The 25,721-nt window shown below is 63.7% G+C and carries 25 protein-coding genes; 1 reads left to right on the top strand and 24 read right to left on the bottom strand.

The genetic code is table 11. The features are described from left to right. Positions 1-85: 85 nt before the first annotated feature. A complete protein-coding gene (locus M2427_RS31320) occupies positions 86-982 on the top strand; it encodes a LysR family transcriptional regulator (protein ID WP_280710670.1) in 897 nt (298 codons plus the stop codon). Between the two features lie 41 nt (positions 983-1,023). Here the strand turns inward: M2427_RS31320 and M2427_RS31315 are convergent, their stop codons facing one another. The 24 genes from M2427_RS31315 to M2427_RS31200 form a co-directional block, all read right to left on the bottom strand. Continuing rightward, positions 1,024-1,869 carry a carbohydrate ABC transporter permease gene (locus tag M2427_RS31315; RefSeq protein ID WP_280710669.1) on the bottom strand — a complete coding sequence of 282 codons (846 nt, stop codon included), beginning with the start codon at positions 1,867-1,869 and terminating at the stop codon, positions 1,024-1,026. Continuing rightward, a complete protein-coding gene (locus M2427_RS31310) occupies positions 1,866-2,801 on the bottom strand; it encodes a sugar ABC transporter permease (protein ID WP_280710668.1) in 936 nt (311 codons plus the stop codon). The genes M2427_RS31315 and M2427_RS31310 overlap by 4 nt, the downstream gene beginning before the upstream one ends. Then, on the bottom strand, positions 2,801-4,099 hold the full coding sequence (locus M2427_RS31305; RefSeq protein WP_280710667.1) for an extracellular solute-binding protein: 1,299 nt from the start codon (positions 4,097-4,099) through the stop codon (positions 2,801-2,803). Before M2427_RS31305 ends, M2427_RS31310 begins: the two co-directional genes overlap by 1 nt. Positions 4,100-4,670: 571 nt before the next feature. Beyond that, positions 4,671-6,038, bottom strand: a complete 1,368-nt coding sequence (locus tag M2427_RS31300) for an ATP-binding protein (RefSeq protein ID WP_280710666.1) — start codon at positions 6,036-6,038, stop codon at positions 4,671-4,673. Then, positions 6,013-7,470 (bottom strand): sigma-54 dependent transcriptional regulator, encoded by a 1,458-nt coding sequence (locus M2427_RS31295; protein WP_280710665.1) that lies wholly within the window; start codon positions 7,468-7,470, stop codon positions 6,013-6,015. The genes M2427_RS31300 and M2427_RS31295 overlap by 26 nt, the downstream gene beginning before the upstream one ends. After that, on the bottom strand, positions 7,467-9,167 hold the full coding sequence (locus tag M2427_RS31290) for a hydrogenase maturation protein (protein ID WP_280710664.1): 1,701 nt from the start codon (positions 9,165-9,167) through the stop codon (positions 7,467-7,469). Before M2427_RS31290 ends, M2427_RS31295 begins: the two co-directional genes overlap by 4 nt. An 8-nt stretch (positions 9,168-9,175) precedes the next feature. Beyond that, the gene (hypE, locus tag M2427_RS31285; protein ID WP_280710663.1) at positions 9,176-10,216 is read right to left on the bottom strand and encodes a hydrogenase expression/formation protein HypE; all 1,041 of its coding nucleotides are present in this window, start codon (positions 10,214-10,216) and stop codon (positions 9,176-9,178) included. Then, entirely contained in the window at positions 10,213-11,355 is a 1,143-nt protein-coding gene (gene hypD / locus M2427_RS31280; protein ID WP_280710662.1) for a hydrogenase formation protein HypD, read from the bottom strand. The genes hypE and hypD overlap by 4 nt, the downstream gene beginning before the upstream one ends. After that, positions 11,352-11,588, bottom strand: a complete 237-nt coding sequence (locus M2427_RS31275) for a HypC/HybG/HupF family hydrogenase formation chaperone (protein ID WP_280710661.1) — start codon at positions 11,586-11,588, stop codon at positions 11,352-11,354. Before M2427_RS31275 ends, hypD begins: the two co-directional genes overlap by 4 nt. Further along, on the bottom strand, positions 11,588-13,840 hold the full coding sequence (gene hypF / locus M2427_RS31270) for a carbamoyltransferase HypF (RefSeq protein WP_280710660.1): 2,253 nt from the start codon (positions 13,838-13,840) through the stop codon (positions 11,588-11,590). Before hypF ends, M2427_RS31275 begins: the two co-directional genes overlap by 1 nt. Positions 13,841-13,842: 2 nt before the next feature. Then, complete coding sequence (gene hypB / locus M2427_RS31265; protein WP_280710659.1) at positions 13,843-14,778, bottom strand: hydrogenase nickel incorporation protein HypB; 936 nt, start codon at positions 14,776-14,778, stop codon at positions 13,843-13,845. Beyond that, positions 14,778-15,119 carry a hydrogenase maturation nickel metallochaperone HypA gene (gene hypA / locus M2427_RS31260; protein ID WP_280710658.1) on the bottom strand — a complete coding sequence of 114 codons (342 nt, stop codon included), beginning with the start codon at positions 15,117-15,119 and terminating at the stop codon, positions 14,778-14,780. The genes hypB and hypA overlap by 1 nt, the downstream gene beginning before the upstream one ends. Beyond that, positions 15,112-16,203 carry a nickel-dependent hydrogenase large subunit gene (locus tag M2427_RS31255; RefSeq protein WP_280710657.1) on the bottom strand — a complete coding sequence of 364 codons (1,092 nt, stop codon included), beginning with the start codon at positions 16,201-16,203 and terminating at the stop codon, positions 15,112-15,114. The genes hypA and M2427_RS31255 overlap by 8 nt, the downstream gene beginning before the upstream one ends. After that, positions 16,200-16,709, bottom strand: coding sequence for a [NiFe]-hydrogenase assembly chaperone HybE (hybE, locus tag M2427_RS31250; protein ID WP_280710656.1), 510 nt, complete (start codon positions 16,707-16,709; stop codon positions 16,200-16,202). Before hybE ends, M2427_RS31255 begins: the two co-directional genes overlap by 4 nt. Next, complete coding sequence (locus M2427_RS31245) at positions 16,706-16,915, bottom strand: rubredoxin (RefSeq protein ID WP_280710655.1); 210 nt, start codon at positions 16,913-16,915, stop codon at positions 16,706-16,708. Before M2427_RS31245 ends, hybE begins: the two co-directional genes overlap by 4 nt. After that, complete coding sequence (locus tag M2427_RS31240; protein ID WP_280710654.1) at positions 16,912-17,775, bottom strand: hydrogenase expression/formation protein; 864 nt, start codon at positions 17,773-17,775, stop codon at positions 16,912-16,914. The genes M2427_RS31245 and M2427_RS31240 overlap by 4 nt, the downstream gene beginning before the upstream one ends. After that, positions 17,772-18,218 carry a hydrogenase accessory protein gene (locus M2427_RS31235; RefSeq protein WP_280710653.1) on the bottom strand — a complete coding sequence of 149 codons (447 nt, stop codon included), beginning with the start codon at positions 18,216-18,218 and terminating at the stop codon, positions 17,772-17,774. The genes M2427_RS31240 and M2427_RS31235 overlap by 4 nt, the downstream gene beginning before the upstream one ends. Before the next feature lie 205 nt (positions 18,219-18,423). Then, positions 18,424-18,720 (bottom strand): HypC/HybG/HupF family hydrogenase formation chaperone, encoded by a 297-nt coding sequence (locus M2427_RS31230; RefSeq protein ID WP_280710652.1) that lies wholly within the window; start codon positions 18,718-18,720, stop codon positions 18,424-18,426. 27 nt (positions 18,721-18,747) lie between these two features. After that, positions 18,748-19,326 carry a HyaD/HybD family hydrogenase maturation endopeptidase gene (locus tag M2427_RS31225; protein ID WP_280710651.1) on the bottom strand — a complete coding sequence of 193 codons (579 nt, stop codon included), beginning with the start codon at positions 19,324-19,326 and terminating at the stop codon, positions 18,748-18,750. A 16-nt stretch (positions 19,327-19,342) separates the two neighbouring features. Beyond that, positions 19,343-20,089, bottom strand: coding sequence for a Ni/Fe-hydrogenase, b-type cytochrome subunit (cybH, locus tag M2427_RS31220; RefSeq protein ID WP_280710650.1), 747 nt, complete (start codon positions 20,087-20,089; stop codon positions 19,343-19,345). A 9-nt stretch (positions 20,090-20,098) separates the two neighbouring features. After that, entirely contained in the window at positions 20,099-21,889 is a 1,791-nt protein-coding gene (locus M2427_RS31215; protein ID WP_280710649.1) for a nickel-dependent hydrogenase large subunit, read from the bottom strand. A 29-nt stretch (positions 21,890-21,918) separates the two neighbouring features. After that, positions 21,919-23,010: a hydrogenase small subunit gene (locus tag M2427_RS31210; RefSeq protein ID WP_280710648.1), complete on the bottom strand. Its 1,092-nt coding sequence runs from the start codon at positions 23,008-23,010 to the stop codon at positions 21,919-21,921. A gap of 199 nt (positions 23,011-23,209) precedes the next feature. Next, positions 23,210-24,649 carry a nickel-dependent hydrogenase large subunit gene (locus M2427_RS31205; protein WP_280710647.1) on the bottom strand — a complete coding sequence of 480 codons (1,440 nt, stop codon included), beginning with the start codon at positions 24,647-24,649 and terminating at the stop codon, positions 23,210-23,212. Then, positions 24,646-25,659 (bottom strand): HupU protein, encoded by a 1,014-nt coding sequence (locus tag M2427_RS31200; RefSeq protein ID WP_280710646.1) that lies wholly within the window; start codon positions 25,657-25,659, stop codon positions 24,646-24,648. The genes M2427_RS31205 and M2427_RS31200 overlap by 4 nt, the downstream gene beginning before the upstream one ends. Positions 25,660-25,721: the final 62 nt, after the last annotated feature.

Raw genomic sequence — 25,721 nt, 5'->3', positions numbered from 1 at the left:
GGCGGCGATGCCGGTGAGAATTATCTTGCACACCTCAAGTCTTTCGATTAGCCACAAAATTCTCATAAATTCACGAGGTCAGCTTATGAATCCGACCATGCGGCAGCTCGAGGCGCTGGTCCTGGTCTATCGCCTCGGCAGCATCACGAAGGCGGCGGCCGAGCTGCGCGTCACGCAGTCGGCGATCAGCCTCCTCATCCGGCAGATCGAGGAGAAGTTCCAACTCAAGCTGTTCGACCGGACGACGCGCACACTGCACCCGACGGCTGCGTGCAGGGAAGCAATCCCCGCGGCGGAGCGCATCCTGTCGGGCGCACGAGGACTCGCGCAGCATATGCGCGACCTCGTCGAGGTGAGGTCCGGGCGGATCGCCCTTGCAGTCTCCGCTGGTGTAGCCTCGGCCCTGCTCCCGCGCATCCTGGCCAGATTTCGGTCCCGCTCTCCCGAGGTAAAGATTGATCTGTTCGATATCGCTCCTGACGAACTGCTGCCGTTCGTCATGGCCGGCCACGCCGAGTTCGGAATCGGCAGCTTCGAAGACGATGGCACGTCGGAGGCGCGGATCGAAACACTGATGCAAAGCCCGCTTTCGGCGATCGGCATCAAGAACGGCCGGTTCGAGAAGCGTCGGCGCCTGACCTGGGACGAGCTCACCGCCTCCGACCTGATCGTCATGCGCCGCGGAACGCGAATCCGTACCCAGATCGACGAGGCCTTGGCGCTGACGGGCCAGGAGCTCAAGCCGGCCCTCGAAGTCTCGCTCATTACGACGGCCCTGGCATTGACCGCCGAGGGTGCCGGAATCAGCATTCTGCCAGCGCACATGCTACCCAAGGCGCAGTTTCCAACCCTTGCAGCCGTTCCACTGAGCCAGCCGATGGTCAAACGGCATGTTTCGCTGTTGAGCCGGGCCGATTTTACACTCTCGCCCGCAGCGGAACAGTTCGCCGAGATCGCCAGGCGCGCCTTGTCGACGAAATAGCGACCTGAGCGCCTGACGATTCATCCCGATCACATCGCGCTTTAAGCCTTCACCGAGCCAGCGGTCAGACCGGCCACGTAGTGCTCCACGAAGAAGGAGTAGATCAGAGCGACCGGCAACGAGCCGAGCAAGGCAGCCGCCATCAGCTGGCCCCAATAGAACACGTCACCGCGTATGAGTTCGGCGATTGCCCCCACCGGCACCGTGCGCACATCGGTCTTGGTGAGGAAGATCAGGGCGTAGAGAAATTCATTCTGCGAAAGGGTGAAGGCGAAGATGCCCGCCGAGATGAAGCCGGGAACGCAGAGCGGCAGAACGACCCGCGTCATAGTCTGAAACCGGTTCGCGCCGTCGATCCTTGCAGCCTCCTCGAGCTCCCGCGGCACGGTCTTGAAGTAGCCGATCAGCAGCCAGGCGCAGAACGGGATCAGCATCGTCGGGTATGTGAGGATCAGCGAAGTTAGGGTGTTTGAGAGACCAAGACTGTTGATGATGTCGGCGAGCGGGATGAACAGGAAGGGCTGCGGCACGAGATAGGTCGCCGCTACGGTTGCGGCGATCAATCCGGCGCCCGCAAAGCGCATTCGCGCCAGCGGATAGGCCAGCATAATGCCCAGCACCAGCGAGATCGCGGTCGAGGCGACCGCGACCACGGTCGTGTTCCAGGTCCAGGTGAGAAAGCTGGTTTCTGTCAAGAGATCGACATAGTGCTTGAGTGTCGGGTGATACACCATCAGCGGCATGATGCGCGTGTTGTAGAGCTCGGCATTCGGTTTCAGCGAGGTCACCGCCATCCAGTAGAACGGCGCAAGCCCGGTCACCAGAAAGAAGCCGAGTGGCAGCCACAGCCGCAAGGCGCGCCAACGCCATCCACGACGCTCGATCATTCGTGGCTCCGCATGTAGGTCGTCAGGCCGATGATCAGGAGACCCAGGATCGGCAGCATGGCGAGCGCCACCGAAGCGCCGCGGCCGAGCTGGCCGCCGCTCATGGCGATGTCGAATGCGTAGGTCGCAAACAGCTGCGTCGCATTCGCAGGCCCCCCGTGGGTCAGGACATAAACCAGTTGAAAGTCGGCGAAAGTGAAAATGACCGAGAATACGGTGACGATCAGAATCACCGGCTTCAGAAGCGGCAGCGTGATGTGCCAAAAGCGCGTCCAGCTGCCGGCGCCGTCGATGGCCGCGGCTTCATGGAGATCTTGCGGTATCGTCTGCAGTCCGGCGAGAAGCGTGATACCGTAGAACGGCAATCCGCGCCAGGTATTGATCATGATGATCGAGGCCATCGCCAGCGCTGGATTGCCGAGCCAGGACGGACCACGGCTGGCGAGGCCCATATGCACCAGCATCCAATTGACGACGCTGAACGCAGGATCGAGCATCCACATCCAGGCCACCGTGCTCAACACCGTCGGCACTATGAACGGAAGCAGCAGCGCGGCCCGGACGAAGTTCTTCATCCGGAAGTTCTGGTTGATGACCAAAGCAAGCGCCAACCCGCCGACCATTTTCAGCAGCGTGGCAACGCCAGTATAGATGAACGTATTTCGCGCCACCTGCCAGAAGACGGGATCGCGGGCATCCTCAATGAAGTTGCCAAGGCCGACGAAGGTCCCCGGTTGGGCCACCGGTCGATTCTCCAGGCTCAGCCAAATGCCATAAATGAAGGGGTAACCGACCAGCGCGAAGAGAAAAAGCAGCGGCAGCGCCATCATGAACCAACTGAACACGGCTTCACGGTCGAGCCATCGCGCGACTGCGCGTCGGAGCGGCAGCGACCGAGGATGAACGACCCGTTCCGATGTGATCGTTGCCATCAGGTCTGACTGTAGATCTGCTTGAGCTGAGCGACCGCGTTGGCGATGACCTCCTTCGTCGAAGCGCCTGCGCAAGCCTTGGCGAACATGTCGATCACCACATATTTTGCGATCACCTCGGACTGGGCGCGGCTCACGGGAGCGGGCCATCCCGGCAGATGCGCCGTCGCAAGCGCGTCTCGGAAAGGCAGATTGCGTGGTTCGACGTTCCACATCGGCGCGTCGTCATAGCCGTGCAGGAATGGCTGGTAGTACGTATCGGCGGACGCATACCAAGCGCCAAGCTGCGGCTTTTCGCAGAGCCACCGCAAGAAAGCCTTCGCCGCCTCGTGATCGGGCGTGTGGCTCAAGATGGAATGGCTCCAGGAATTAAGCGTGTGGAAGCGCCCTTTCGGGCCTTGTGGATTCTGCGCTTGTCCGGTGACCTTGGCGATGTCGGGGAAATCGCGCTTGGCGACCCACAGGATGCTCTCGGCGTTGTTGGTGCAGGAGATCTGCTCGCTGAGCCAGGCCTTGTTGTTGTTGACGTCGGTCCACCCGAGCACGTCCTCCAGCATGGTTTGCTGGAAGAATTTGCGGGCGAAGTCCACGGCGCGCGCGGTTTCGTCGGAGTCCAGCACGATTGTTTTGCCGTCGGGCTCGACCTCGTGGCCGCCGTACGACCACAGCAGCGGATAGAGCCAGCCGTGATTGTCGCCAAAGCCGTGACCGAGTTCGAAGCCGAACGGGTGTCCCTTCGCCTTGAGCTTGGTGCCGGCTTCCAAGAGCTCGTCCCAGGTGTCTGGAAACTTGTCGAAGCCCACCTCCTTGAACCAGTCCATGCGCCAGTTCATCAGTTGACCGACATTGCCGAAGGGAATGGCTTTCCACTTGCCGTTGACGACACAGGCCTCCTTGGCTGGCTCGTACCAGCCGCCCTGGTCTTTGCCGACGCTCTCGGCGATATCGCTCACGTCAATGTATTTCTCGCCGTACAGGAAGGGCCAGTTGAAGAAGTTGAGCGTCAGGTCAGCGCCACTCCCGGTTTCCGCGATCGTGGTGACGCGGGTCTGAAGGCTGCCAACGCTTGCGAGCTCATAATTGACTTTCACGCCGGTGAGTTTCTCGTAGGCAGGGGCGAGGGTATTCTGGAAATAGCCGTCGAAGGTCTTGATGAAGGAGCTTTCGTGGATCAGAGTCAGACTCTTGGCCGCAGCGTGGCCGCGCGGCGCCCCGATCAGCGACGCCGCAGCCCCGGCGGCAGCTGCCTTCAGAACCTGGCGACGTGAAGTGAACGTGGCTCTTCCGGAAAGCACCATCGCATCCTCCCAATGTCCCGCATCCGCCGGCGAACGCCCGGTCTTGTTTTCTTCGATCCTTGGGCGTCTCAGCGCAAACTATTGCAGGTTCCAATTTGCTGGATTAGCCCTAATTTTGTGATGCATTTATGAGTTTTCCTTAGGAATCGATACCGCTGAGATGAGACTGACCGACCCTGATTCCTGCTCGCGAGCTGGCTAGGCATATTAGACCCTGCACGGGTATGCCCGGCCTGCGCAACGCACGCGCTCTCTATCCGCCAACGCTTTGCAGAGGTCGCCCATAGCTTCCCCGAAGGACCGCCGAGCAGGCGGAGAGAGTGGGAGTCAAACCCACGGTCTTCGATCATCCCACTTCGAACAATTGACGAGATCGATCACGCCGACCGACAGGTTACCGAGCAGCTTGCGCACGAGGGAGTCGACGGATTGCAGCTCTGAACGACGAGTGGACGGAGTTCAGCTCGCGCCAGGATTGGTAGGGGCTCCCTACCAAGTCCAGCCGGATGTAATGGGCTGCCTCCGGTCAGCTTCAGGGGAGCTAACTTCGTGCATGATTGCCGTCAGCGGCCTATGCTGCCGGCAGCACAAAAGAAAAGGTCGCGCCACCTTCCGGGTCGTTGGCGGCAACGAGCTCGCCGCCGTGCTCGCGCACGATGCCATAGCTGATCCACAGGCCGAGCCCCGTACCCTCGCCGACCCGCTTAGTGGTAAAGAACGGTTCGAAGATATGGCTGATGTGATCCTTGTCGATTCCCGGACCGTTGTCCGAAATCCGGAACAAGATTTCGTTGCCCTCGCGTGCAGCCGAGACGACCAACCGGGGCAATTCGGTGCCTCGCATCGCGTCGATCGCATTCTCCACGAGATTGACGATGACCTGATGTAGTTGGCTCTCGTTGCCGGAGATCCAGAGCTCCGGTTCGAGCTCCATCTGCAGGTCGATGCGCACCTGCTTGGTGCGGACGGCCCACAGCACAGCGGTGTTGATCAACCGCTCGATATTGACGCGCTCGACCTCGCCGAGTTTGCTGAACGAGAGCCGGCGCAGGTTTTTGACGATCTCGCTTATGCGGACCGCACCCTCCATGGTGCCCTCGATCAGCGGACCGAAATCCTCGAGAACATCGTCGATGCGCAGGCTCTTCTTCAACGCCACGAGGTCGACCGCCCGGCTCTTGCCGTGAACCGCGTCGAGATAGGCGACGATGGCAGCGCGGTAACGTATCAGGGTGTGGATGTTGCCGTAGACGAAGCTGATCGGATTGTTCAGCTCGTGCGCGACGCCGGCGACGAGTCGGCCGAGGCTCGCCATCTTCTCCTGCTCGACAAGTTGCCGCTGCGCACGCTGCAATTCATGATGCGCCTTGTGCAGCGCCTCATAGGCACGGCGCAGCTCGCCGATCGGCCGGCCAGTAAGAACCACACCGATGAAACGGCCACGATGATCCTGGCGCGGGGAGCTGTTGATCGCGAACAGATCGGTGCTGCCGCCATCCGTCGAGAATCTCAATTCGCCATCGACGACGTCGGGCGTGCCGCGCGGCTTCAGGAGCGGTACGAGCTTGGCAGCGTCGGCAGCATCGATAACGTCGGCGATGTTCTTACCCACCACGTCCTGGACGCTTCGGCCAAGCGCATGCTGGAACGCGGAATTGACCTGTTGCACCAGACCCCTGGCGTCGCAGACAACGAGGATGTCCGAGACGGACTCGATGACGTTGGTGACAAAGGCCTGGGCCTCCTCCAGCTCCGCGTTCTTGTGCTCGAGGTCGACTTCGTAGCGCAACAGGTCCGAATAGACCTCGTCCATCTTGCGGATGACTTCGATCCAGGCGCCTTCGCGCTCGCGATCGAACTCGATCGCTCCGCTGCTGGTGACCAGCTTGAGAAGCGAGTCCGGCTCGCTCGCTTCAGGAGAGTGCGTCGCCTTTGGCATTTTTTCTCAGATCATACCTGGACAGCTTGTTCCTGAGTCCCACCCGTGACAGACCCAGCTCGCTGGCGACACGGCTGATATTTCCGTCGTACCTCTCCAGGCAATTCATGATAACCGACTTCTCGAGATCCTCCACTTTATCTTTCAAGGAGGCCGATCCATTCAACTTGCCGTGCACCGGGATCGGCGCGGATCGCTTCCCGTTGCGCCGCCCCAAGAGCGGCGGGGCTCGCAGCTCATCCTGATCGGCAAGGACCGCCATGCGCTGGATCTCGTTCTGGAGCTCGCGCACGTTGCCGGGCCAGTGATATTTCGCGAATTCATCCAGTGCCGAACGCGCGAAGCGCAGGTTCGGCCGGTTGAACGAGATCTTGACCGCCGACAGCACACCCTCGGCGATCAGCGAGATATCCATCGGACGCTCACGCAGCGCTGGCATGTGCACCGGGAATGCAGCGAGGCGATAGTAAAGATCGCGCCGAAAGCGGCCGGCTTCGACCTCGGCCTCCAGGTCGCGATTGGTTGCCGCAACCACACGCACGTCGACCTTGCGCACGCGCTGTGCACCGAGCGGCCGGATCTCGCTCTCCTGCAGCACCCGCAGGAGCTTGACCTGGAACGCCGGCGAAGTCTCACCGATCTCGTCGAGGAAAATCGTGCCGCCATCGGCGACCTCGAACAGGCCAATGCGATCCTGATAGGCGCCGGTAAAGGCGCCCTTCTTGCAACCGAACAGCTCGCTCTCCAGGAGCTCGTCCGGCAGTGCGCCGCAGTTCTCGACCACGAACGCATTGCTGGCCCGCGCCGAGCCGTAGTGGATGGCGCGCGCCAAAAGCTCCTTGCCGGTGCCGGACTCGCCAGTGATCAGAACCGAGATATCGTAGTCGGCGGCGCGCCTGCCGAGTTCGATCACGTTGTGCATTGGGCTCTCCGCCGAATGCACGATACGGTCGAAGTCGTAGAGCTGCTTGGCCGCGCCGCGCTTGACCGAGACCACCTTCTTGATATGCTCCGAGATCGCCTTGACATCGACGCCGGCGGTTTCGGTCTCCTTCTGCAACCGATAGAGCTGGACTGCCTCCTTGACGGTCTCGACGAGCTGGTCCGGCTGCCAGGGCTTGGTGATGTACTGGTAGATGCCGGCCTCGTTCAGACCGGCGATGATGTCCTCGGAGTCCGAATAGCCCGAGATGATCATCCGTACCGGATCCGGCCAGAGCTCGCGGACGCGCTTGAGGAAGCTCACGCCGGACTCATGCGGCATCCGCTGGTCGCACAGGATCGCGTGGACGATCTCGCCCTCCAGCAGCTTCTCCGCATCGGTCGCATTGCCGACGCAGAGCACCTCGAAATCCTCCCTGAGCACGCGCCGCAGCGCTTCCTGCGAGCGGACTTCGTCGTCGACGACGAGGATGGTTCCCTGAATGCTCACGATGGCACCGCCATGCCGATTGGCCGGTCCGGTGCACGCCGGGACCGATGGCTCGCGATGGTCAGCGGCGTGCGCGATTTCGGCACCTTGTGAATGAAGTTGTAGCGCGCGACGTGATAGCTCGGATCGAAACCGTAGAAATTCAATTTCATCCGCCGCAACTCCTCGTCGCGATAAGCCTGCAAGGGCTTCTCGGCCTCATCAGTCGCACGCCGCTTTTGCTTGTCGGCGAGGCGAATGGCGAAGTCGGCATGCAACGCCATGGCGGCGCCGCGCATTACAAGGCTCGCGTCTGCGAGCTCCCCGTCCGACAGCACCCGATCGACGATGCCGAGACGTCGTGCCTCCGCCACGCCAATTGGGAGGCGGCATTGCGTGATCCGTCCAGCGTTCGCAGCTCCCGACCGCCGAGGTAACAGGTAGCTCCAATATTCCGAGCCGTAGAGATTGCCCATGTCCTTATAATGCGGATTGAGGACGATCTGGTCGCTTGCCCAGACCTCGTCGGCGGCGAGACTGAGGAACACTCCCCCCGCGCCAGCGTTGCCGCGCATGACCGAGACGACCAGACGATCGGTGGTTTGGATGATCGCGCGGGCGAGATCGTCGATCGCATTGATGTTGCGCCAGGACTCATCCGCAGCGCTTTCGGCCGCCTCGATCTCGGCAAGATGAATGCCGTTGGACCAATAGTCCTGGCCGCCCGTCAGCAGCAGCACCCTGGTTGGGCGCGTCAGCGCGGCGCGATAGGCGCCGAGCAGAGATTCGCAGTCGCCGGTGCTCATGGCGCCGTTGTAGAACGAGAACGCGAGCTCGCCCACCTCGCCATACTCGCGATATCGTATCGGGGTGTAGCCGCAACCGGGCCTGTGCGGCAGCTGCGCCGCCTCCTCCGCGAAGATTTTTGCCGCCGGCCGTTTCAGACTCTTCGGCGCAAGCCGCCTGACATGGCCGATCCAGACCGCGCCATCGATCGTGGCCCGCGCCAGCGCGCCATCGCATTGTGCGACGACGGTTCCGGGCACGCCGGAGATGCCGCGCGCTTCATGCGCGTCAAACAGCCTGACGTCCTGGAAGAACAGGCTGTCGGCGAGTCCCGGCATGCCGTCGGCGCTGCGGATCTTGCGCAGGATGGTCGCAGTGGTGTCGTGCTGCCAGTCGATCGTCCGATCCGCCTGGCGGCACGGTCCACGCGTGCGAATGCGCGGGTCGTCCGCACGCAGCGGCTGTGGAGCAGCGGTTGTGGCTTCGATCGCCGCGACGGCTTCGAGCACCGCCTCGACGGCACACGATGTCACCTCGTTGCGGTAGATGCTGGACTTCGCGGCGGGCCGCATCGGAAAGGTGCGAAACGCCCAGACCGGACCGGCATCGAACTCACCATCCGCCTGCAGCACCGTGACGCCCCACTCGCGTGCATCTTCGAGAATCGCCCAGTCGAGCGCAGCCGGACCACGGTCACCGGGCGGCCCGGGATGAACGATCAGGCAACGCACGCTGCGCCAGATATCGTCTGGAATCGCTCGCTTCAGGAACGGCGCGATCACCAGATCCGGCCGATAGAGCGCCACGCTCTCGCGCGTGACATCGGCATGGATGTCGAGCTCGACCGAGACATGGTGGCCTCGCTCCCTAAGCTCGACGTGGAGCCGCTGCGTCAGGCTGTTGAAGGAATGCGACAGGAGCAGAATGCGCATCGTGGGCCTCAGCAGATACGGGGCAGTTGCTCGCCCGACAACCAATCGACAATTCGGCCGCCGCCAAAGCTCGTTGCCATCTGCACGAAATGATGATCGTCGGCAACGGCCTCACCGATGTCGGCAGCCTCGCGGCCAAGCGGGTGCGCCCGCATCGCGGCCAGCACCGCACCGGCAGCCTCCGGCGCGACGATCGCGACCAGCTTGCCCTCGTTGGCGACGTGGAGCGGATCAAGTCCAAGCAGCTCGCACGCCGCCGCGACGCCAGGCTTGACCGGGATCGCCTCCTCGATGAGATGGAAACCGAGGCTGGACTGCTGGGCGATCTCGTTCAGCGTAGCCGCGAGTCCGCCGCGGGTAGGATCGCGCATCAGGCGGATGCTGCGACCACCGGCTTCGACCATGTTCGCGACGAGACTGTTCAATGACGCAGAATCCGAGACGATCTCGGTCTCGAAGGCGAGGTTCTGCCGCTTCGACATGATAGCTACGCCGTGATCGCCGAGCGTGCCCGAGATCAGGACGCGATCGCCGACACGCGCGTTTTCGGCCGAGAGCTCGAGCCCGTCAGGCACGACCCCGACGCCGGCGGTCGAGATGAACAGGCCATCGGCCTTACCGCGCTCGACCACCTTGGTGTCGCCGGTGATGATGTGGACGCCGGCCATGCGCGCCGCTTCCCCCATCGACTCCGCGATTATCTTGAGGTCGGCGAACCGAAAGCCCTCCTCGATGATGAAGCTCGCCGAGAGATAGAGCGGCCGCGCTCCGGCCATGGCGATATCGTTGACGGTGCCGTGCACCGCGAGCGAGCCGATATTGCCGCCGGGAAAGAACAGCGGCGAGACTACATAGCCGTCGGTCGTCATCACCATGCGCCCGGCGCCGACGTCGAAAGCCGACTGGTCGTTGCCGCGCGCCAGCCATTCGTTGCCGAAAGCCTCGTGGAACAGGCCCGAGATCAACTGCGCCATGGCCCGGCCGCCCGAGCCGTGGGACAGGTCGACGCAGCCGTTTCTGATGTCGAGCTTGCGCTGGTAGGCCTTCATGACGCCTGCCTCAATTGGCGGTCGCGGAAGCGACCGTAAGTCCAATGCGCCGCGCAGGCGCCTTCGGAGGAGACCATGCACGACCCCATCGGCGTCTCCGGCGTGCAGACCGTCCCGAACAGCTTGCAGTCGACCGGATTCTTGACGCCGCGCAGGATGGCGCCGCATTCGCAGGCGGGATTGTCGTCGACGCGCAGCTCGCTCATGTCGAAGCGGATTTCGGCGTCGTATTTCGCATAGGCGCGCTTGAGCTTCAGCCCGCTATAGGGCACCTGGCCGAGCCCGCGCCATTCGAACTGGTCGCGCAGCTCGAAAATGTCGGACACTTCCTCCTTGGCGCGCAGATTGCCGTCGCGGTTCACGGCGCGGCTATACTGGTTCTCGACCTCGTGCCTGTGCTCGTTGACCTGGCGCACCAGCATCAGGATCGCCTGCATCATGTCGAGCGGCTCGAAGCCCGCGATCACCACCGGCTTGCCGAACTCCTCGGCAAAGAACTCGTAAGGGGCGGTGCCGATGATGGTGGAGACATGCGCCGGCCCGACGAAGCCGTCGATCTCGACCCGGCCGATGTTGCGAATATCAGGACTCTCTAGGATGTTCTGCATCGCCGGCGGCGTCAGCACGTGGTTGCAGAACACCGTGAAGTTCTGGAGTTTCCTCTTCTCCGCCAGCCGGATCATGACAGCCGTCGGCGGCGTCGTGGTCTCGAAGCCGATGGCGAAGAACACGATCTCGCGGGCGGGATTGTCCTCGGCGATCCTGACAGCGTCGATGGTGGAATAGACCATGCGGATGTCGGCGCCACGCGCCTTTGCTTTCAGGAGCGAGCCGCCCTGCGAGCCGGGAACCCGCATCAGGTCGCCATAGATGCACAAGATGACCTCGGGCCGCATCGAAAGCGCAATCGCCATGTCGATCCGGCCGGCCGGCAGCACGCAGACCGGACAGCCTGGCCCGTGGATCATACGTACGTTCTTCGGCAGCATGTCCTCGAGGCCGTAACGCGAGATCGCATGCGTGTGACCGCCACAGAATTCCATCAGGCGATAGGGTCTTTGCGGATCGGCCTCCGTGCGGATCACCCTCGCAAGCCCGAGCGCGATTTCCTTGTCGCGAAACTCGTCGGCATATTTCATGACACGGCTCCCTGTCCCTCGGCGCTGAGCTCGCGCAGCACCTCGAGCGTCCGCTTCGCCTCCTCCGGATCGATCTTGGTCAGGGCGTAGCCGACATGGATGATCACATAGTCGCCGACGGCGAGATCCTCGATCAGGGCGACGGAGATCTCCTTGGAGACGCCGTCAATCGAGACAGTCGCCATCTCGTCGGGCAGGAGCTTGGTGACCTCAGCCGGTATCGCAAGACACATCAGGCAATTCCTTCCAGGCCGGACTGTTCGAGTTGGAGCGCGGCGATCCAGGCCTGCCCGAGGCTGAGACCGCCGTCATTGGGCGGCAATTGCCGCGGCTGCAATGGCGTGAGCCCGGCGGCAATGCAGCCGCGCACGATCCCGGAACTGAGGATCGCATTAAGGAAGCAGCCACCACTCAGTGTGACGGTCGTGATGCCAGACGCCCGCGCCGCGCGCGCGATCCAGTCGACGCAGGCGGCAGCCAGCGTGCCATGGAACAGCTCGGCGCCATCGACCGGATCGCCCGTCTCGGCTGCAAGGCGCGCGAGCAGCGGAAAGAGCGACAGCACGCCGTGCTCGACCGTCCAGCCGTCGTTCATGACGCGCGGCGTGCGAACGCGCGCTTCCAGCTTCATCGCGGCTTCGCCCTCGTAACCTTGCACTGGGCAAAGATCGAGCAGCCCCGCTGCGGCATCGAACAGGCGGCCGGCGCTCGTCGTCACCGGCATGCCCGGCTGCTCCAGCATGGCGGCGAGGGACGCGGCCTGCGGCTGCGCGGCAAACCGGGTTGCGATCGTATCAGCCTGATGCAGTTCATGCAGCACGCCGGCAGCCATGCGCCACGGCTCGCGCGCGGCGCGATCGCCGCCTGGCATCTTCATCGGCGCGAGATGACCGAGCCGCCGGAACTGCGCGCCCTCGCACAGCAGGAGTTCGCCGCCCCAAATGCCGCCGTCGCTGCCCTGGCCGAAGCCGTCGAGCACGAGCGCCAACGCCGCTCCCGTGATGCCATGTTCCGCCATCACGGCAGCCGCATGGGCGTGATGGTGCTGGACCGCAGCCAACCTCTTTCCGCTCGCCTCGGCAAAACGGGTCGATCCCATGTTCGGATGTCGGTCATGAGCCACGACAACCGGCTCGACATCCAGCGTCGAGAGCAGGTGCTTGATAGTCTCCTCGAAGAAGCGGATGCCTTCGGCGGTGTCGAGGTCACCAATGTGCTGAGAGACGAAGGCCTCGTTGCCGCGCGTGACCGTCACCGTCGATTTCAGCGCACCGCCGACGGCGAGGATCGGCGGCACCGACCGCGCGAGGCGAACCGGCTCGGGCACGTAGCCGCGGGCACGGCGGATCATTTGCGTCTGGCCGGCAAAGACTGCGGCCACGGAATCGTCGGCGCGGGTGACGATGTCGCGGTCATGGGAGACGATGAGGTCGGCGATGCCGGCCAGCATTCGTTCCGCCTGGCGATTGTCGGTCAGAAGTGGCGCGCCGCCGGGATTGGCGCTGGTGGCGACAATCACCCAGCGTCCATCGGTCCGCGGATGGGCCGATTCCAGCGCTTCGAAGATCAGGTGATGGAGCGGGGCGACCGGCAGCATGACGCCGAGGCGCGACAATTCAGGTGCGATCGAGGGCGCGAGCCGATGGCGCGACGTCATCAGTACGATCGGCCGCGGCGACGTTTCGAACAACGCGAGCTCGGCGGCATCGGCGTCCGCGATGTCGGCAACCGTGTCCCGCGACCCGACCATCACCGCAAAGGGCTTCTGGTCGCGCTGCTTGCGCTGCCGCAGCCGTCGTATGACCGCCTCGTCGCGGGCATCGCAGATGAGCTGATAGCCGCCGAGCCCCTTGATCGCGACGATCCCGCCAGCGGCAATCACCGCGGCGATGTCCGCGACCCCATGGCTGAGCTTTGGGCCGCATTGCGGGCAGGCGATCGCCTCGGCATGGAAACGGCGGCTCCTGGGATCAGCGTAGTCGCCCGCGCAGGCCCCGCACATCGCAAAGCGCTTCATCGCCGTGGTCTGGCGATCGTAGGGCAGCCGCTCGGCGATCGTGTAGCGCGGGCCGCAATGGGTGCAGTTGACGAAGGGGTAATGATAGAAACGGCTGGCCGGATCGAACAGTTCGCTCAGGCATTCCGGGCAGGTCGCGGCATCGGCGACGATGCGCGTCGACACCCGTCCCTGCTCGCTGGTGCAGATGCAGAACTCTTCGCTCGCCACCGCGCCGACCGGTTGCACCGAGATCTCGTCGATCCTGGCGAGCGGTGGCGTTTCCAGCGGCAGCGCCATGACGAAGTCGGAGGCGCGATCGCCCTCCACCTCGATGACGACGCCGTGGGGATCGTTGGCGACGAAGCCGCCGAGGCGATAGCGGGTGGCGAGGCCATAGACATAGGGGCGAAAACCAACGCCCTGCACCGCGCCGCGCACGTGCAGGCGCAGTCGCCGTCCATCCCGTGCCGTGGCTTCGCCGCCCATTGTCACTCCGCTGCCGTCATCGCGTTGGACGCCGTCGCCGCCATCCGCTTGCGGATCCAGGCGAAGAACGCCTCAAAGCCCTCGCCGGTGCGCGCCGACACCGTCAGCACCTCGATGTTCGGGTTGACCCGCCGCGCATATTCGACCGTCTTCGCCAGATCGAAATCGAGCACGGGCGCAAGATCGATCTTGTTGATCAGCATCAGGGACGAGGCTGCGAACATGTCGGGGTACTTCAGCGGCTTGTCCTCGCCCTCGGTGGTCGAGAACACCACGATCTTGCAGGCTTCGCCGAGATCGAACGCTGCCGGGCAGACCAGATTGCCAACATTCTCGATGAAGAGCAGGCCGCCGTTCAACCACGGCAGCCGGTCATAGGCCTCGCCGACCATCGCGGCATCGAGGTGACAGCCCTTGCCGGTGTTGACCTGGATCGCCGACACGCCGGTCGCGCGAATCCGCTCAGCATCGTTGGAAGTCTGCTGGTCGCCTTCGATCACGCCGATCGGGCAACTGGACTTCAACTCCGACACGGCTCGGACCAGCAGCGAGGTCTTGCCAGCGCCGGGGCTCGACACCAGGTTGAAGGCGAGCACCCCATCGGCGGCAAAGCGGGCGCGGTTGTCGGCTGCAAGCCTGTCGTTCTTGCCGAGGATGTCGCGCTCGACCTGGATGATGCGGTCGCTGCTCATGCCGGCGATGCTCTGCCCCGCCGGATTGGCGCTGCAGTCGAGCAATCCGGCATCGCCGGAGGCGCGATCATCGGCGTGGTGATGGTGGTGGTCGTGCTGGTGATCATGGGCATGCCCGTGATCGTGCCCATGACCGTGATGGTGGTGGTGATAGTTCCCGCCGTGACCATGGCCGTGATCATGATGATGATCATGCGCATGTTCGATCGATGCCTTGCCGTCGCCGCAGCCGCAGACCGTACACATCAGTCGACCTCCAGTTCCCTGACCCGCATCTCTTCACCGCCCGTCACCTGCAATTGATAGCCGCCGCAGGACGGGCACGGCTCGTAGCGCTGCTTGATCTCGACGCTCTCCGAGCAGGCCATGCACCAGGCCGTGCCGGGCGTCTCGACGATCTCGAGCTTTGCTCCTTGCGCGATGGTTCGCGCGGCGACGGCCTCGAAGCAGAATTTCAACGCCTCCGGCGCGACGTGGCTGAGCGCGCCGATCTCGAGGCAGACGACCTTGACCTTGGCGAAGGCGCGCTTGCGCGCTTCCTCCTCCACGATTCCGATGATGCCTTCGCACAGCGCCATCTCATGCATGGCCGACCTCGCAAAAGCCGAGGCTGAAGCCGACGCAGGGATCGAACGAGCCGACCAGCGCGCGAACCGCATCCTGCCCCTGCCGGCCGGCAGCGAGCGTCGCGCCCTTGAGGCTCCGGACCAACGGCCCGCGGGCATGAAAATTCCACTCTGTCGGTGCGAGGAACTCGAAGCTGACGATGCGGTCTTCGTCGTCGAGCACGACAGCGTGGTAGAGCCGGCCGCGCGCGCATTCGACTGCGGCTGCGCCCTTGCCCGCGCCAAGCCGATAGCTCGCGACGACGCCGTCCTCGAGATCGGTGACGCCGTGATCGAGCCAGGCGCAGAGCCGCCCGACCTCGACAATACGTGCCTTCAGACGCGCGGCGGGGTCGCCCGATGACGAGGACAGTTCCTTCCCGCGCATGCTGCGCGCCCAGACGCCGGTTTCCGGAATCCGGCCACAGAGATCGGGCGCATCGGAATAAGCTGCGCCGTCCGCCAGCAGACGCGCGACGATCTCGATATCGTCCGCCGAGGTCAGGAACGATGGCTCGACGACCGGCGGTGCCACGAGCTTACCACCGCATCCCGCAACGGATGCACCCAGCGCACTTCCCGGCTCAAAGGCCGGAGCTTCGCGCGATATCCCCAGCGCACCGAGCGCGGTCTTGATCTGCGCGACCGCTTCGCGGTGCAAAGCCTCGGGGACGGCCTCGTCCACGCCTCCGAGGAGCGCGCTCGCCTGCATGACGGCACGTACCGCAGCAGCGCTGATGCCGTCGAGCGCAGCCCGTCCAACGAACAGACCACGCAGCAATTCCGTCAGCCGTTCGCCGATCACCGCAGTGATGCGGCTCCGCAACTTCGCGGGCGTCGGCTCGTGCCCTTGCGCAGCTTCCATCGCCGACAGGTACGCAACCTGATGGGCGCCCGAGCACAGCGAAAACAGCCGCGGCAGCACCGGGAGCAGCGATGCCGCCGGCTTGCCGGCAAACAGGCGCGTCAGCGGCGGCCGGCTGCGCGGCTTGATGGCAACGTCGGCGATGGTGGCGCCGGCGAGCCACACCGTAATGTCAATTTCATTACGGAACGAAAGGCTCATCCGCGCCGCTCCGTCAGGGCGCCCCGCAGGAAGTTGCGCCGATCGATCGGAGGTGTCGGAGGCTCGCGACGGCGAAGCGCCTCCTCGCTGTCGGCTGCCAGCATCAGCTCGGCCAGCGCGGCTTCAGCCGTCGCCCGCACGGCTTCAATGTCTGCGAACTCGGACATCGGCGAGAACAGCGAACAACTCGCGATCTGGCCGATCGGAGCGACCTCGCTCACGACGAACTCGATCTCGCCCGTCGGGAAACGCAAGCGCTGTGTCGCGCCCGCCTGCGCCACCACGCTCGCCGGCATCACCACGTTCATGAACCATGGCGTCACCATGATGCCGACGATGGTGCCGTTGAAGCGGCGGAAACCGATCGCTTCAACGCCGAGTGCGTCGTTGTAGATCGGAAGATCGCGCATCGCGCGCTCACCGATCTCCCGATAGCTTTCGGCCAGAAGCTCGCCCCATGCCGCGGCATCGGCGTCATCGATCAGGGCTGGCGCGCTTGCGGTCACGATTCGACTGCCATGAATTTGGATTTCGGGGCGTCGCAATTCGGGCAGTGCCAATCTTCCGGCAGCGCCGCGAACGGCGTTCCCGGCGCGATCTGCGCGACCTCGTCGCCATCGGCCGGATCATAGACGGTCCAGCAGATGCCGCATTCCAGTCGCGTAACCTCAGTGACGTCCTGGCGCACGCCAAAATTCTCGAAGGCGCTCATTTGAAGTAGGCCTCGATGATTTCCTGTAGCCGCTCAGCGGAATCCTCAAAGTCCTCGTCCGCGGCAAGCGCGACCGTCGGCACGCCGCCGACTTCCAGCGTGTCGAGGATGATGGTGTCCATGGCGTTGAAGAACTGCACCGACCAGACATTGCGGATGCCGGTAGAGAGCACACGGCAGGTGCCGTAACCGCGTGACACGAGCTGGATCGGTCCGTTTCCGATCGTGTCCTGCAGGAAGCTCATGTCGACAGGGCTCATCGGCAGCAGCGTGAAATTGATGATCTGCGATCGGATTCCAGGCCGAAAGGCCTGCGCCCGTTCGCGGATTTCCGCGAGCACCGGCAGCACGTTCATGGCGCCCTCCGGCACCTGTCCGATCTCGAAATCGGCGGCGGTCAGGTCGGCCGCCGCGCGCCTGACGATCTCGGGAATTGCCCCGATCTCGAGATATTCGTGGCTCGCGTCGGTCTCGAGCCGCACGCGCCAGATTCCCGCCAGCACCGATTCCTGGATCTGGGCCAGCGATCCGTCCGGCAGCGCGACGACGCCGCCGACCTCGCCTTCGCCGAGCACGTCGGCGACGAGCTTGCTCTCGAGCTCATTGAGATTGCCGAGCCGGAACAGTTGCGACGGCGCGTCCGCCTTCTGGCCCGCGATGGCGTCGGCGACATCAGAGAGTAGCGCGACCGCCTTCGGGCAGCTCTTGGCGAGCTCGGCGCTGTCGAGCGTCGCGAGCCTTGCGAGCGCACCGGCCGCCGTCAGGCTGCCGCTCGACGCGTTGAGACTCTCCTCGCCGATCGGAAACACGCTGACCGGTTGCTCGGCGCCTTCGGGCGCATCCCAGAATCCGACTTTCATAGCTCAACACCTCGTGCGCGATGCTGGGGAACGATGGTGACGGCGACCCCTGCACTTTGCCCGCGCGGACGATCGATCAGTTTCGTGATGCGGTCGACATAGACAGACCAGTCCTGGATTTTTGCGATCAGTCCCAGCGTCTCGCCCCTGGCAACGAAGATCAGCGTCGGCTGCACGCGGACGCCAAAGCGCTGGCCGAGTGCACTCTCGTCGCCGCGCGCGATGATCGCTCCACGCAGCCGGCCGCCGAATGCGGCGATCAGTTCCGGCAGCACCACGGCGACATCGATCGCCTCCGGAAAGCGGTTGGGATCGCCCGCCGACAGCAGCACCGCGACCGCACCGGCCACATCAGCCGCGCCGAGAAATTGATCGACCGTCGCGGCGTCGACCTCATTGAGGCCGTGCCGCGCCAGATCATGCTTCCCCACCTGGAATTCCATCAGACCTCCCCTGACAAGCTTATGAATTTGCTCGGAATAGGGGTTAGCAAGCTACGTGCCAGGACAAGCTAATGACTTTCCGGATTTATCTCCTTGACTTAGATCATGTATTTTCGAGCGCGCGAGACGACGCACGCGCCAATGATAGGATACTTTCCACTTTTGATGAAAGGTAACTTTGCAGATAGAAAGATCGCTTCCAGCGCTATTCGGACCGCAGATGCGCCGGCAGTTGCGGCTCGCGGTCGATCAAATCGGCGAAGAAGCGGTCGCAATCCTCGCCGTCGAGTGCCGCACCAAGACCGTCGATCGCGGCGCCGATCAGGCGCGCCTCTTCTTCATCGAGGAGCCGGATCGCGCTGTCGATATAGACCAGCACGTGGGCGCCGACCGGCGGGTTGGAGAGCAGAAGCATGGAGACGCGACGTTGCTCGCCGCGAAATTCGCACAGCGCCGACATGCCGTCAGTCTCGACAATTTTCATCGGCAGGCCAAGGCACATCGCGCTTTCTCCGGCAGGCTACGGCGGTCAGGCCGGCCGCATCTCGTAACTGACGTGATCGATGTCATTGGCGAGCAGTCGCTCGGTGTCAGCCAATGGCGCGCTGCGTCGCGTCACCTCGACGCCCCACCCGGCCAGGATCTCGCAGGCGAGGTCGATCGCGGGCGCGATCTGGTCGCGCACCGGAGGCGTCAACGGTCCGCCCCAGTCTTCCAGGTCGAGCGGCTGGCAGCCGATCAGCACAAGATGTTTTGGGCAACGGCCGAGCAAATCGGCGGCGCTGATGACTTCCTGAAAACCAGTCTGGTGCAGGCTCATCTTCTTGGCGCCGGTGAATCGCGGCACCTCGTCGTCGCGCACGAGCTTCAGCCGGCCGGGCTCGAGCCCATAGTCGATGGCATCGAACACAATGAGGCGGTCAGCCTCCTCCAGATAGTTGACGAGGTAGAGCCCCTGCGTGCCGCCGTCGAGGATGGTGACGTTGTCAGGCACGGCGTAGCGGCGGTGGAATTCCTCCACCGCGCGCACACCAAAGCCTTCGTCGGCCCACAGGATGTTGCCGATGCCGAGCACCAGGATGCGGTCGTCTTGCGGGGATGTCGGCATCGGTCTTCTTCCCGTTTCAGTCGCGGAATTGCCGCTCGCCCGAGATCATCGAGGAGATGATGCTCTGGCGCGACATGATGTCTTCGCGGACCGCGGCGTAGATGTGCACCATCGTGAACACGACCAGCGCCCACATGCCGAGGTGATGCCAAGTATGAACGTCCTGGCTGTTCGGCCAGATCGCAAACACCCAGCCGAACAGCTTGTGCTGCCAGCTATCGATGCCCTGACCTTCCGAATAAAGCGCAAAGCCGGTGATGATCATGAAGGCCACGAACAGCGTGAAGCCCGTGAACATCGCGGTCTGCGCCAGCGGGTTGTGGCCGACATACATCTTCGGCTCGCGCTCCAGGAAGGCGTACCAGCGGATCTCGTGCAGCACTTCCTTCCAGAACTGCTTGCGGTGAACCGGGATATAAAAGATCTGCCGGGAGTGGTGGTTGCCGACGAAGGCCCACAGGATGCGCGTGAGGAAGAATACCGCGAGCACCTGTCCCGCGGCGAAATGGGCAAAGCGGATGTAGCCCATCACGAAATTGTCGGACGCCTCGCCCGCGACCGTCGGCAGCGGCGTTCCGATCAGATAGCCCGTCACCATTAGCACGATGATCGAGAACGCATTCACCCAGTGGCAGATCCGCACCGGCGCTTCGTAGACGTAGACGGTGGGACGCCCCACCACACGTTCTCCGGAAGCGTCGGCCGCTGCGATCGCCGAGAGATCGGGCTTGGCGCCCGAGGCGGGAGCAACTGCATCCATCATGATCGCCTCCTACCTGACCTTGACCTTGGCGAGTTCCTGGCCGTCGGGGCTCATGACATGCGTCGAGCAGGCCAGGCACGGATCGAAAGAATGGATCGTGCGCAGGATCTCCAACGGCTGCTCGGGATTGGCCATCGGCGTATTCATCAGCGACGCCTCGAAGGCGCCGATGTTGCCCTTGGGATCCCTGGGCGAGCCGTTCCAGGTCGTCGGCACCACGCACTGGTAATTGTCGATCTTGGTGTCCTTGATCTTGATCCAGTGCGCGAGCGCGCCGCGCGGCGCTTCGGTGAAGCCGACGCCCTTGGCCTCCTTCGGCCAGCTTTCCGGCTTCCACTTGTCGACATTGGCGGTGGAACTGTCGCCGGCCTTGATGTTGGCGATGAGCTTGTCCTGGAAGTAGCGCATCTGCCGTCCGGCCCAGACGGATTCGAGCGCGCGCGCCGCGGTCCGGCCGAGCGTCGAGAACAGCGCCGACGTCGGCAGATTCAGGTCCCGAAGGAACTTGTCGACGGGGTCCTTGAACTCCGCCTTGTTCTGCGCGTAGCCGACGACCCAGCGCGCCAGTGGACCGACCTCCATCGCGTGTCCCTTCCAGCGTGGCGCCTTGATCCAGGAGTACTTGCCGCCTTCATCGAGCTGTTCGATCGACGTCTTGGTGCCCTTCGCATTCGGCCCCAGCACGTAGTTCGGCTCGGTGACGCCGTCCCAGGGATGCAGGCCCTTGGTCTCATCAGGGTATTTGTACCAGGAGTGAACCACGAACTCCTGGATCTCGTCGGGGTTGGTATGGTCGACCGGAAACACCTCGGACAGATTGCCGTTGATGATGGCGCCGCGCGGCAGCTTCAGGTTCTTGGCGGAATAGTCGTTGGCATGTTCGGGCACGTCACCATAGGCAAGCACGCTCTTGCCCGAGAGGCCTCCGCCATAGAGCCAATCCTTGTAGAACGAGCCGATCGCCGCCACGTCGGGCAGATAGACCTGCTCGTTAAACTCGATCAGCCGGTCGATGATCGACGAGATCAGGTTCAGGCGTTCCATGTTGATGGCGCCGACGGCGCCGGTGCCGTCGATGTTGATCGGGCAAGGCACGCCGCCGACGAGCCAGTTCGGATGCGGGTTCTTGCCACCGAAGATGGTATGGACCTTGACGATGTCCTTCTGGAAATCGAGCGCTTCCAGATAATGCGCCACCGCCATCAGATTAGCTTCGGGCGGCAGCTTGTAGGCTTTGCTGCCCCAATAGCCATTCTTGAACGGACCGAGCTGCCCGGACTCGACGAACTTTTTCAGCCGGGTCTGCAGATCCTTGAAATAGCCGGGCGACGACAGCGGCCAGCTCGAAATCGACTGCGCCAGCGTCGAGGTCGCCCGCGGGTCGGCCGACAGCGCCGAGACGACGTCGACCCAGTCCAGCGCATGGAGGTGATAGAAGTGGACGATGTGGTCATGCACCTGCAGGGCCAGCTGCATCAGGTTGCGGATCGAATTGGCGTTCTCCGGGATAGTGATCCCGAGCGCATTCTCGACCGCCCGCACCGACGTCAGAGCATGAGTGCCGGTGCAGACGCCGCAGATCCGCTCGGTGAACGCCCAGGCGTCACGTGGGTCGCGGTTCTTCAGGATAACCTCGATGCCGCGCCACATCGTGCCGGTGGAGACCGCGTTGCGGATCACGTTGTCGGCGTCGACATTGACCTCGACCCGCATGTGTCCCTCGATGCGGGTCACGGGATCGACGACGATGCGCTTGCCGGAATTGTCGAGATTGAAGCCGTTGGGAGTCTGGATACCCATGGTTGTCCTGCCCTGATGTGTCTTTGCGATCAGCTGTTGTGGTCGGCGTCTTCACGCTTGCTCGCGAGCCGCTTCACCGCGGTCACGGCCGCGTGCGCGGCCACCGCGGCGCCGACGGCGCCCGCCGCCACCATGCCGATCTGATCGGCGTTCTTCTCGATGCCGAACTGCTTGATGTTGGTGAGACGATCGTAGAACGAGCCCTTGTCCCAGAAGCCGTCCTCCGAGCAGCCGATGCAGCCGTGACCCGACTGGATCGGGAAGGATACGCCGCCGTTCCAGCGCACGGTCGAGCAGGCGTTGTAGGTGGTCGGGCCCTTGCAGCCCATCTTGTAGAGGCAATAGCCCTTGCGGGCGGCTTCGTCGTCCCACTCCTCGACGAACTGGCCGGCGTCGAAATGCGGCCGGCGGTAGCATTTGTCATGAATGCGCTGCGAGTAGAACATCTTCGGCCGGCCCTGACGGTCGAGCTCGGGCAATTTGCCGAAGGTGGTGATGAAGGTGACGACGCCGGTCATCACCTCGGCGATCGGGGGGCATCCCGGCACCTTGATAATCGGCTTGTTGGTAATGACCTTGTCGATCGGGGTGGCCTGCGTCGGATTAGGCTTTGCCGCCTGCACGCAGCCCCAGGACGCGCAAGCACCCCAAGCGATGACCGCCATCGCGTCCTCGGCCATCATCTTCAGCTTCTCGACGAACGGCTTGCCGCCGTCGATGCAGAACATGCCGCCCTCGTTCAGCGGCGGATTGCCTTCCACCGCGAGGATGTACTGGCCCTTGTGCTTGGCGCGAGTCTCTTCGAGGATCGCCTCAGCCTGATGACCGGCGGCCGCCATGATGGTGTCGTCGTAGTCGAGCGAGATCATCGACAGCACGGCGTCCTTGACCAGCGGATGCGCGGACCGAATGAAGCTTTCCGAACAGCAAGTGCATTCGAGGCCGTGCATCCAGATCACGGGCACACGAGGCTTGGTCTCGAGTGCGTTGGCGATGCGACTTGCCGCCAGCGGTCCGAGCCCGAGGCTCGTCGCGGTCAGGCTGCAGAATTTGTGAAAGCTTCGACGCGTGATGCCTTGCCGCCTGATCACGCTGTAAAACGTTTCCGTCGCCGCGCCCATGAATCCTCCCCGTCTTCGGCTTTGACTTTTCAGTGACGCCTAGGACAGCAAGAAGCAGGCCAACAGCCTGGAGTGATTCAAAAGTGGAGAGATTCCAAAACGTTGAGTGCTTGAATCGCTCTCATGAGCGGTACGTGAGGGCGCCAAGAATACGAAAAGCGGAAACAATTCGATTTGCAGGCGGCAACGAAGTTTCCGGTCAATGCGCGGTGCACACCATGCAGGGATCGAACGAGCGCACGATGTGCTGAATCGCAACCGAGCGCGGGCCGGCATCGCCGACATCGGTGCCGACCAGCGCCTGCTCCAGCGGGCCGCCAACGCCGAAGGAATCGCGCGGCGAGAAATTCCAGGTGGTTGGTGCGATGATCTGGTAGCGCGCGATCCTGCCGTCGCGAACGGCCATCCAGTGTCCGAGGCTGCCGCGCGCGGCCTCGACCAGCCCGACATAGCTGCCGTCGGGAAGCTCGCGCGAGTTGTGGCAGAACGGTTCCGACAGGCGCAGCGCGCGCGTCCACTGCTCCATGGCCAGCGCGATGCGCGCGGTCTCTATCAGGCGCGCGATCACGCGGCTGCGCACATTGGTGCCGTCGCGCGCAACCAGATCGGTGATCAGCGCCTGACCGGCGACCGTCTGACGCGCGATCGCGCCGACTTCGATCGGCTGGCCCGACAGCCGCGGCGCCTTGCACCAGCTGTAGGCGGTGGCCTTGTCAGGATCGGGGACCGTGCTGCTATGGGCCGGATCAGCGGATGTGTCCCGCATCCAGGCGTGCGAAACGTCCTCGGTGATCTGTGTCAGCGGCAGCGGTTCGACCATCGCGCGCGGGCCGAACAGACCGCGCGGAAACAACGTGCCGTCGACGCCACGATAGGCGCCATAGCTCATCAACAGGCCGGTGCCTCGGCCGAGCCCGGTCAATGCCAGACTGTCGGCAAGCCGCAGGAAATGCGCAAAATCACCACCGCGGCCGTCGCGCCAATTGTCGAGCTCGTCAGCGGTCGCGATCGCCAGCACGTTCTCCAGCGAATCCGCGAACACGACACGTTCGAGGAAGCCTCGAAACGACGTCGCGATCGACAGCAGGCGGACGCGCTCGCCAAGATCGATGGCGCGCGTCGTGCCGCCGGGCTGGAACGCCAAGCTATGCGGCCATTTTCCAGCGATGATGCCCATGGTTTCCAACAGGCGCGCCCGCGCGGGCAAGGCCTCGCGCGCTGCTGTGCCTGTCGTAGCAGCAAAGCGCTCGCGCGTTTCCTGGTGCCAGCCATGCGCGGCATAGGCTTCGCGGGCGAAGTCCGGCATGAAGAAGATGTAGAAATGGGTCAGATGGTCGGCTGCATTCTCCGCGGCATGGGCGATATTCGTGGCGAGCAGACCGTTTGCCGCCACTTCGATCGACTTGGCATCGCGCAGGGCCGCCGCGGCGGCAACCGACTGCGAGACCGAACAGATGCCGCAGATTCGAGGCGCCAGCGCCAGCGCATCGAGCGGCGGCCTTCCTTCGAGGATCTGCTCGAAGCCGCGGTAGAGCGGCGCCGTCACTTCGGCGCGAACGACCCGGCCGCTCTCGACGTCGAGGCGGACTTCCAGATCGCCTTCAACGCGGTTGAACGGACCGATCGTGATCCGCGTCATGGCTTGCCCTTGGTCGTCGCGCGTCCCGGCGGTACGACCACGTGATCAGCTGTCGCGTTCAGCCGCACGCGACGCGGCGTCGCCGACTTCGACAGGGCGGCGAGCGCGACGAACCAGGCCTTTGGCATGTCGGTCGGAAGCCCGACAGGAATGCCTGCAAGCTTGGCGGTCTCCAGAAAATTCTGCGTGCCCTCGAAGCCTGGCGAGGTGCAGGCGATGCAAGCATAGCCGCCCTTGGTGCAGGAACCACCGCCGTTCCAGGAGCGCTGGTTACAGTCGCCGACCGCCTGCGTCGCCTTGCAGCCAAGATGCTCCATCAGGCAGCCGCGCTCCGACATCGTCTCCGCGCTGGCCTTGAACTCGTAGAACTCGTTGCGCGAGCAGCCGTGATGGGCAAGGTGATTGGCGACGAATTTCGGCCGTCCATAGGCATCGAGGTCGGTGGCGGCAATATCCTTGGTAGTCAGTGCCAGGATGGTTTCCATCATCCAGCCCGGATGCGGCGCGCACCCCGCGATGTTGATCACCGGCAAGCCGAGCCGTGATCGGAAGCTGGCGCCCAGGGCGCCACCGCTGTCGGCCCCTTCGAACTGCAGGCCGACGGCATCGGTCGGGTTCGATCCGGCAGCGGGCACGCCGCCATAGGCGGCGCAGCTTCCGACCGCGATGACATAATCGGCGAGCGGCGAGAGATCGAGCATCCAGCGATAGACCGAACGGTTGGTACCCGCGAGCATGTTAAAGCGGCCGGTGTCGTTCGGACCCCGGGCGACGGAACCTTCCAGCAAGAGCAAGTCGAGCCGCACCTTGCCTTCGAGCACGGATTGAAGCACCTCGACCGCCTCGTCGCCGGTCTCCTCGCTGACCGACGGATGCCACAGCAGGTTGATGCCGAACTGCCTGAGCTCGTCGAACCAGCCGGAAGCGCCGCTTTCCAGGATCGACATGGTGCAGCCGCCGCAGCTTGCGCCCTGCAGCCAAAGCACGTTGGTCCCATCCGATCGGCTCATGGCTCCTCCCTCAGCCCTCAAGCATCAGCCGCTCCTAGCACATGAGCAAGGCCCTGGCTTGA

This window comes from Bradyrhizobium sp. BR13661, from assembly GCF_029892425.1.
Taxonomy (GTDB): Bacteria; Pseudomonadota; Alphaproteobacteria; order Rhizobiales; family Xanthobacteraceae; genus Bradyrhizobium.
Note: the sequence above shows the minus strand (reverse complement) of the source record. Positions and strands in the feature narration are given on the sequence as shown.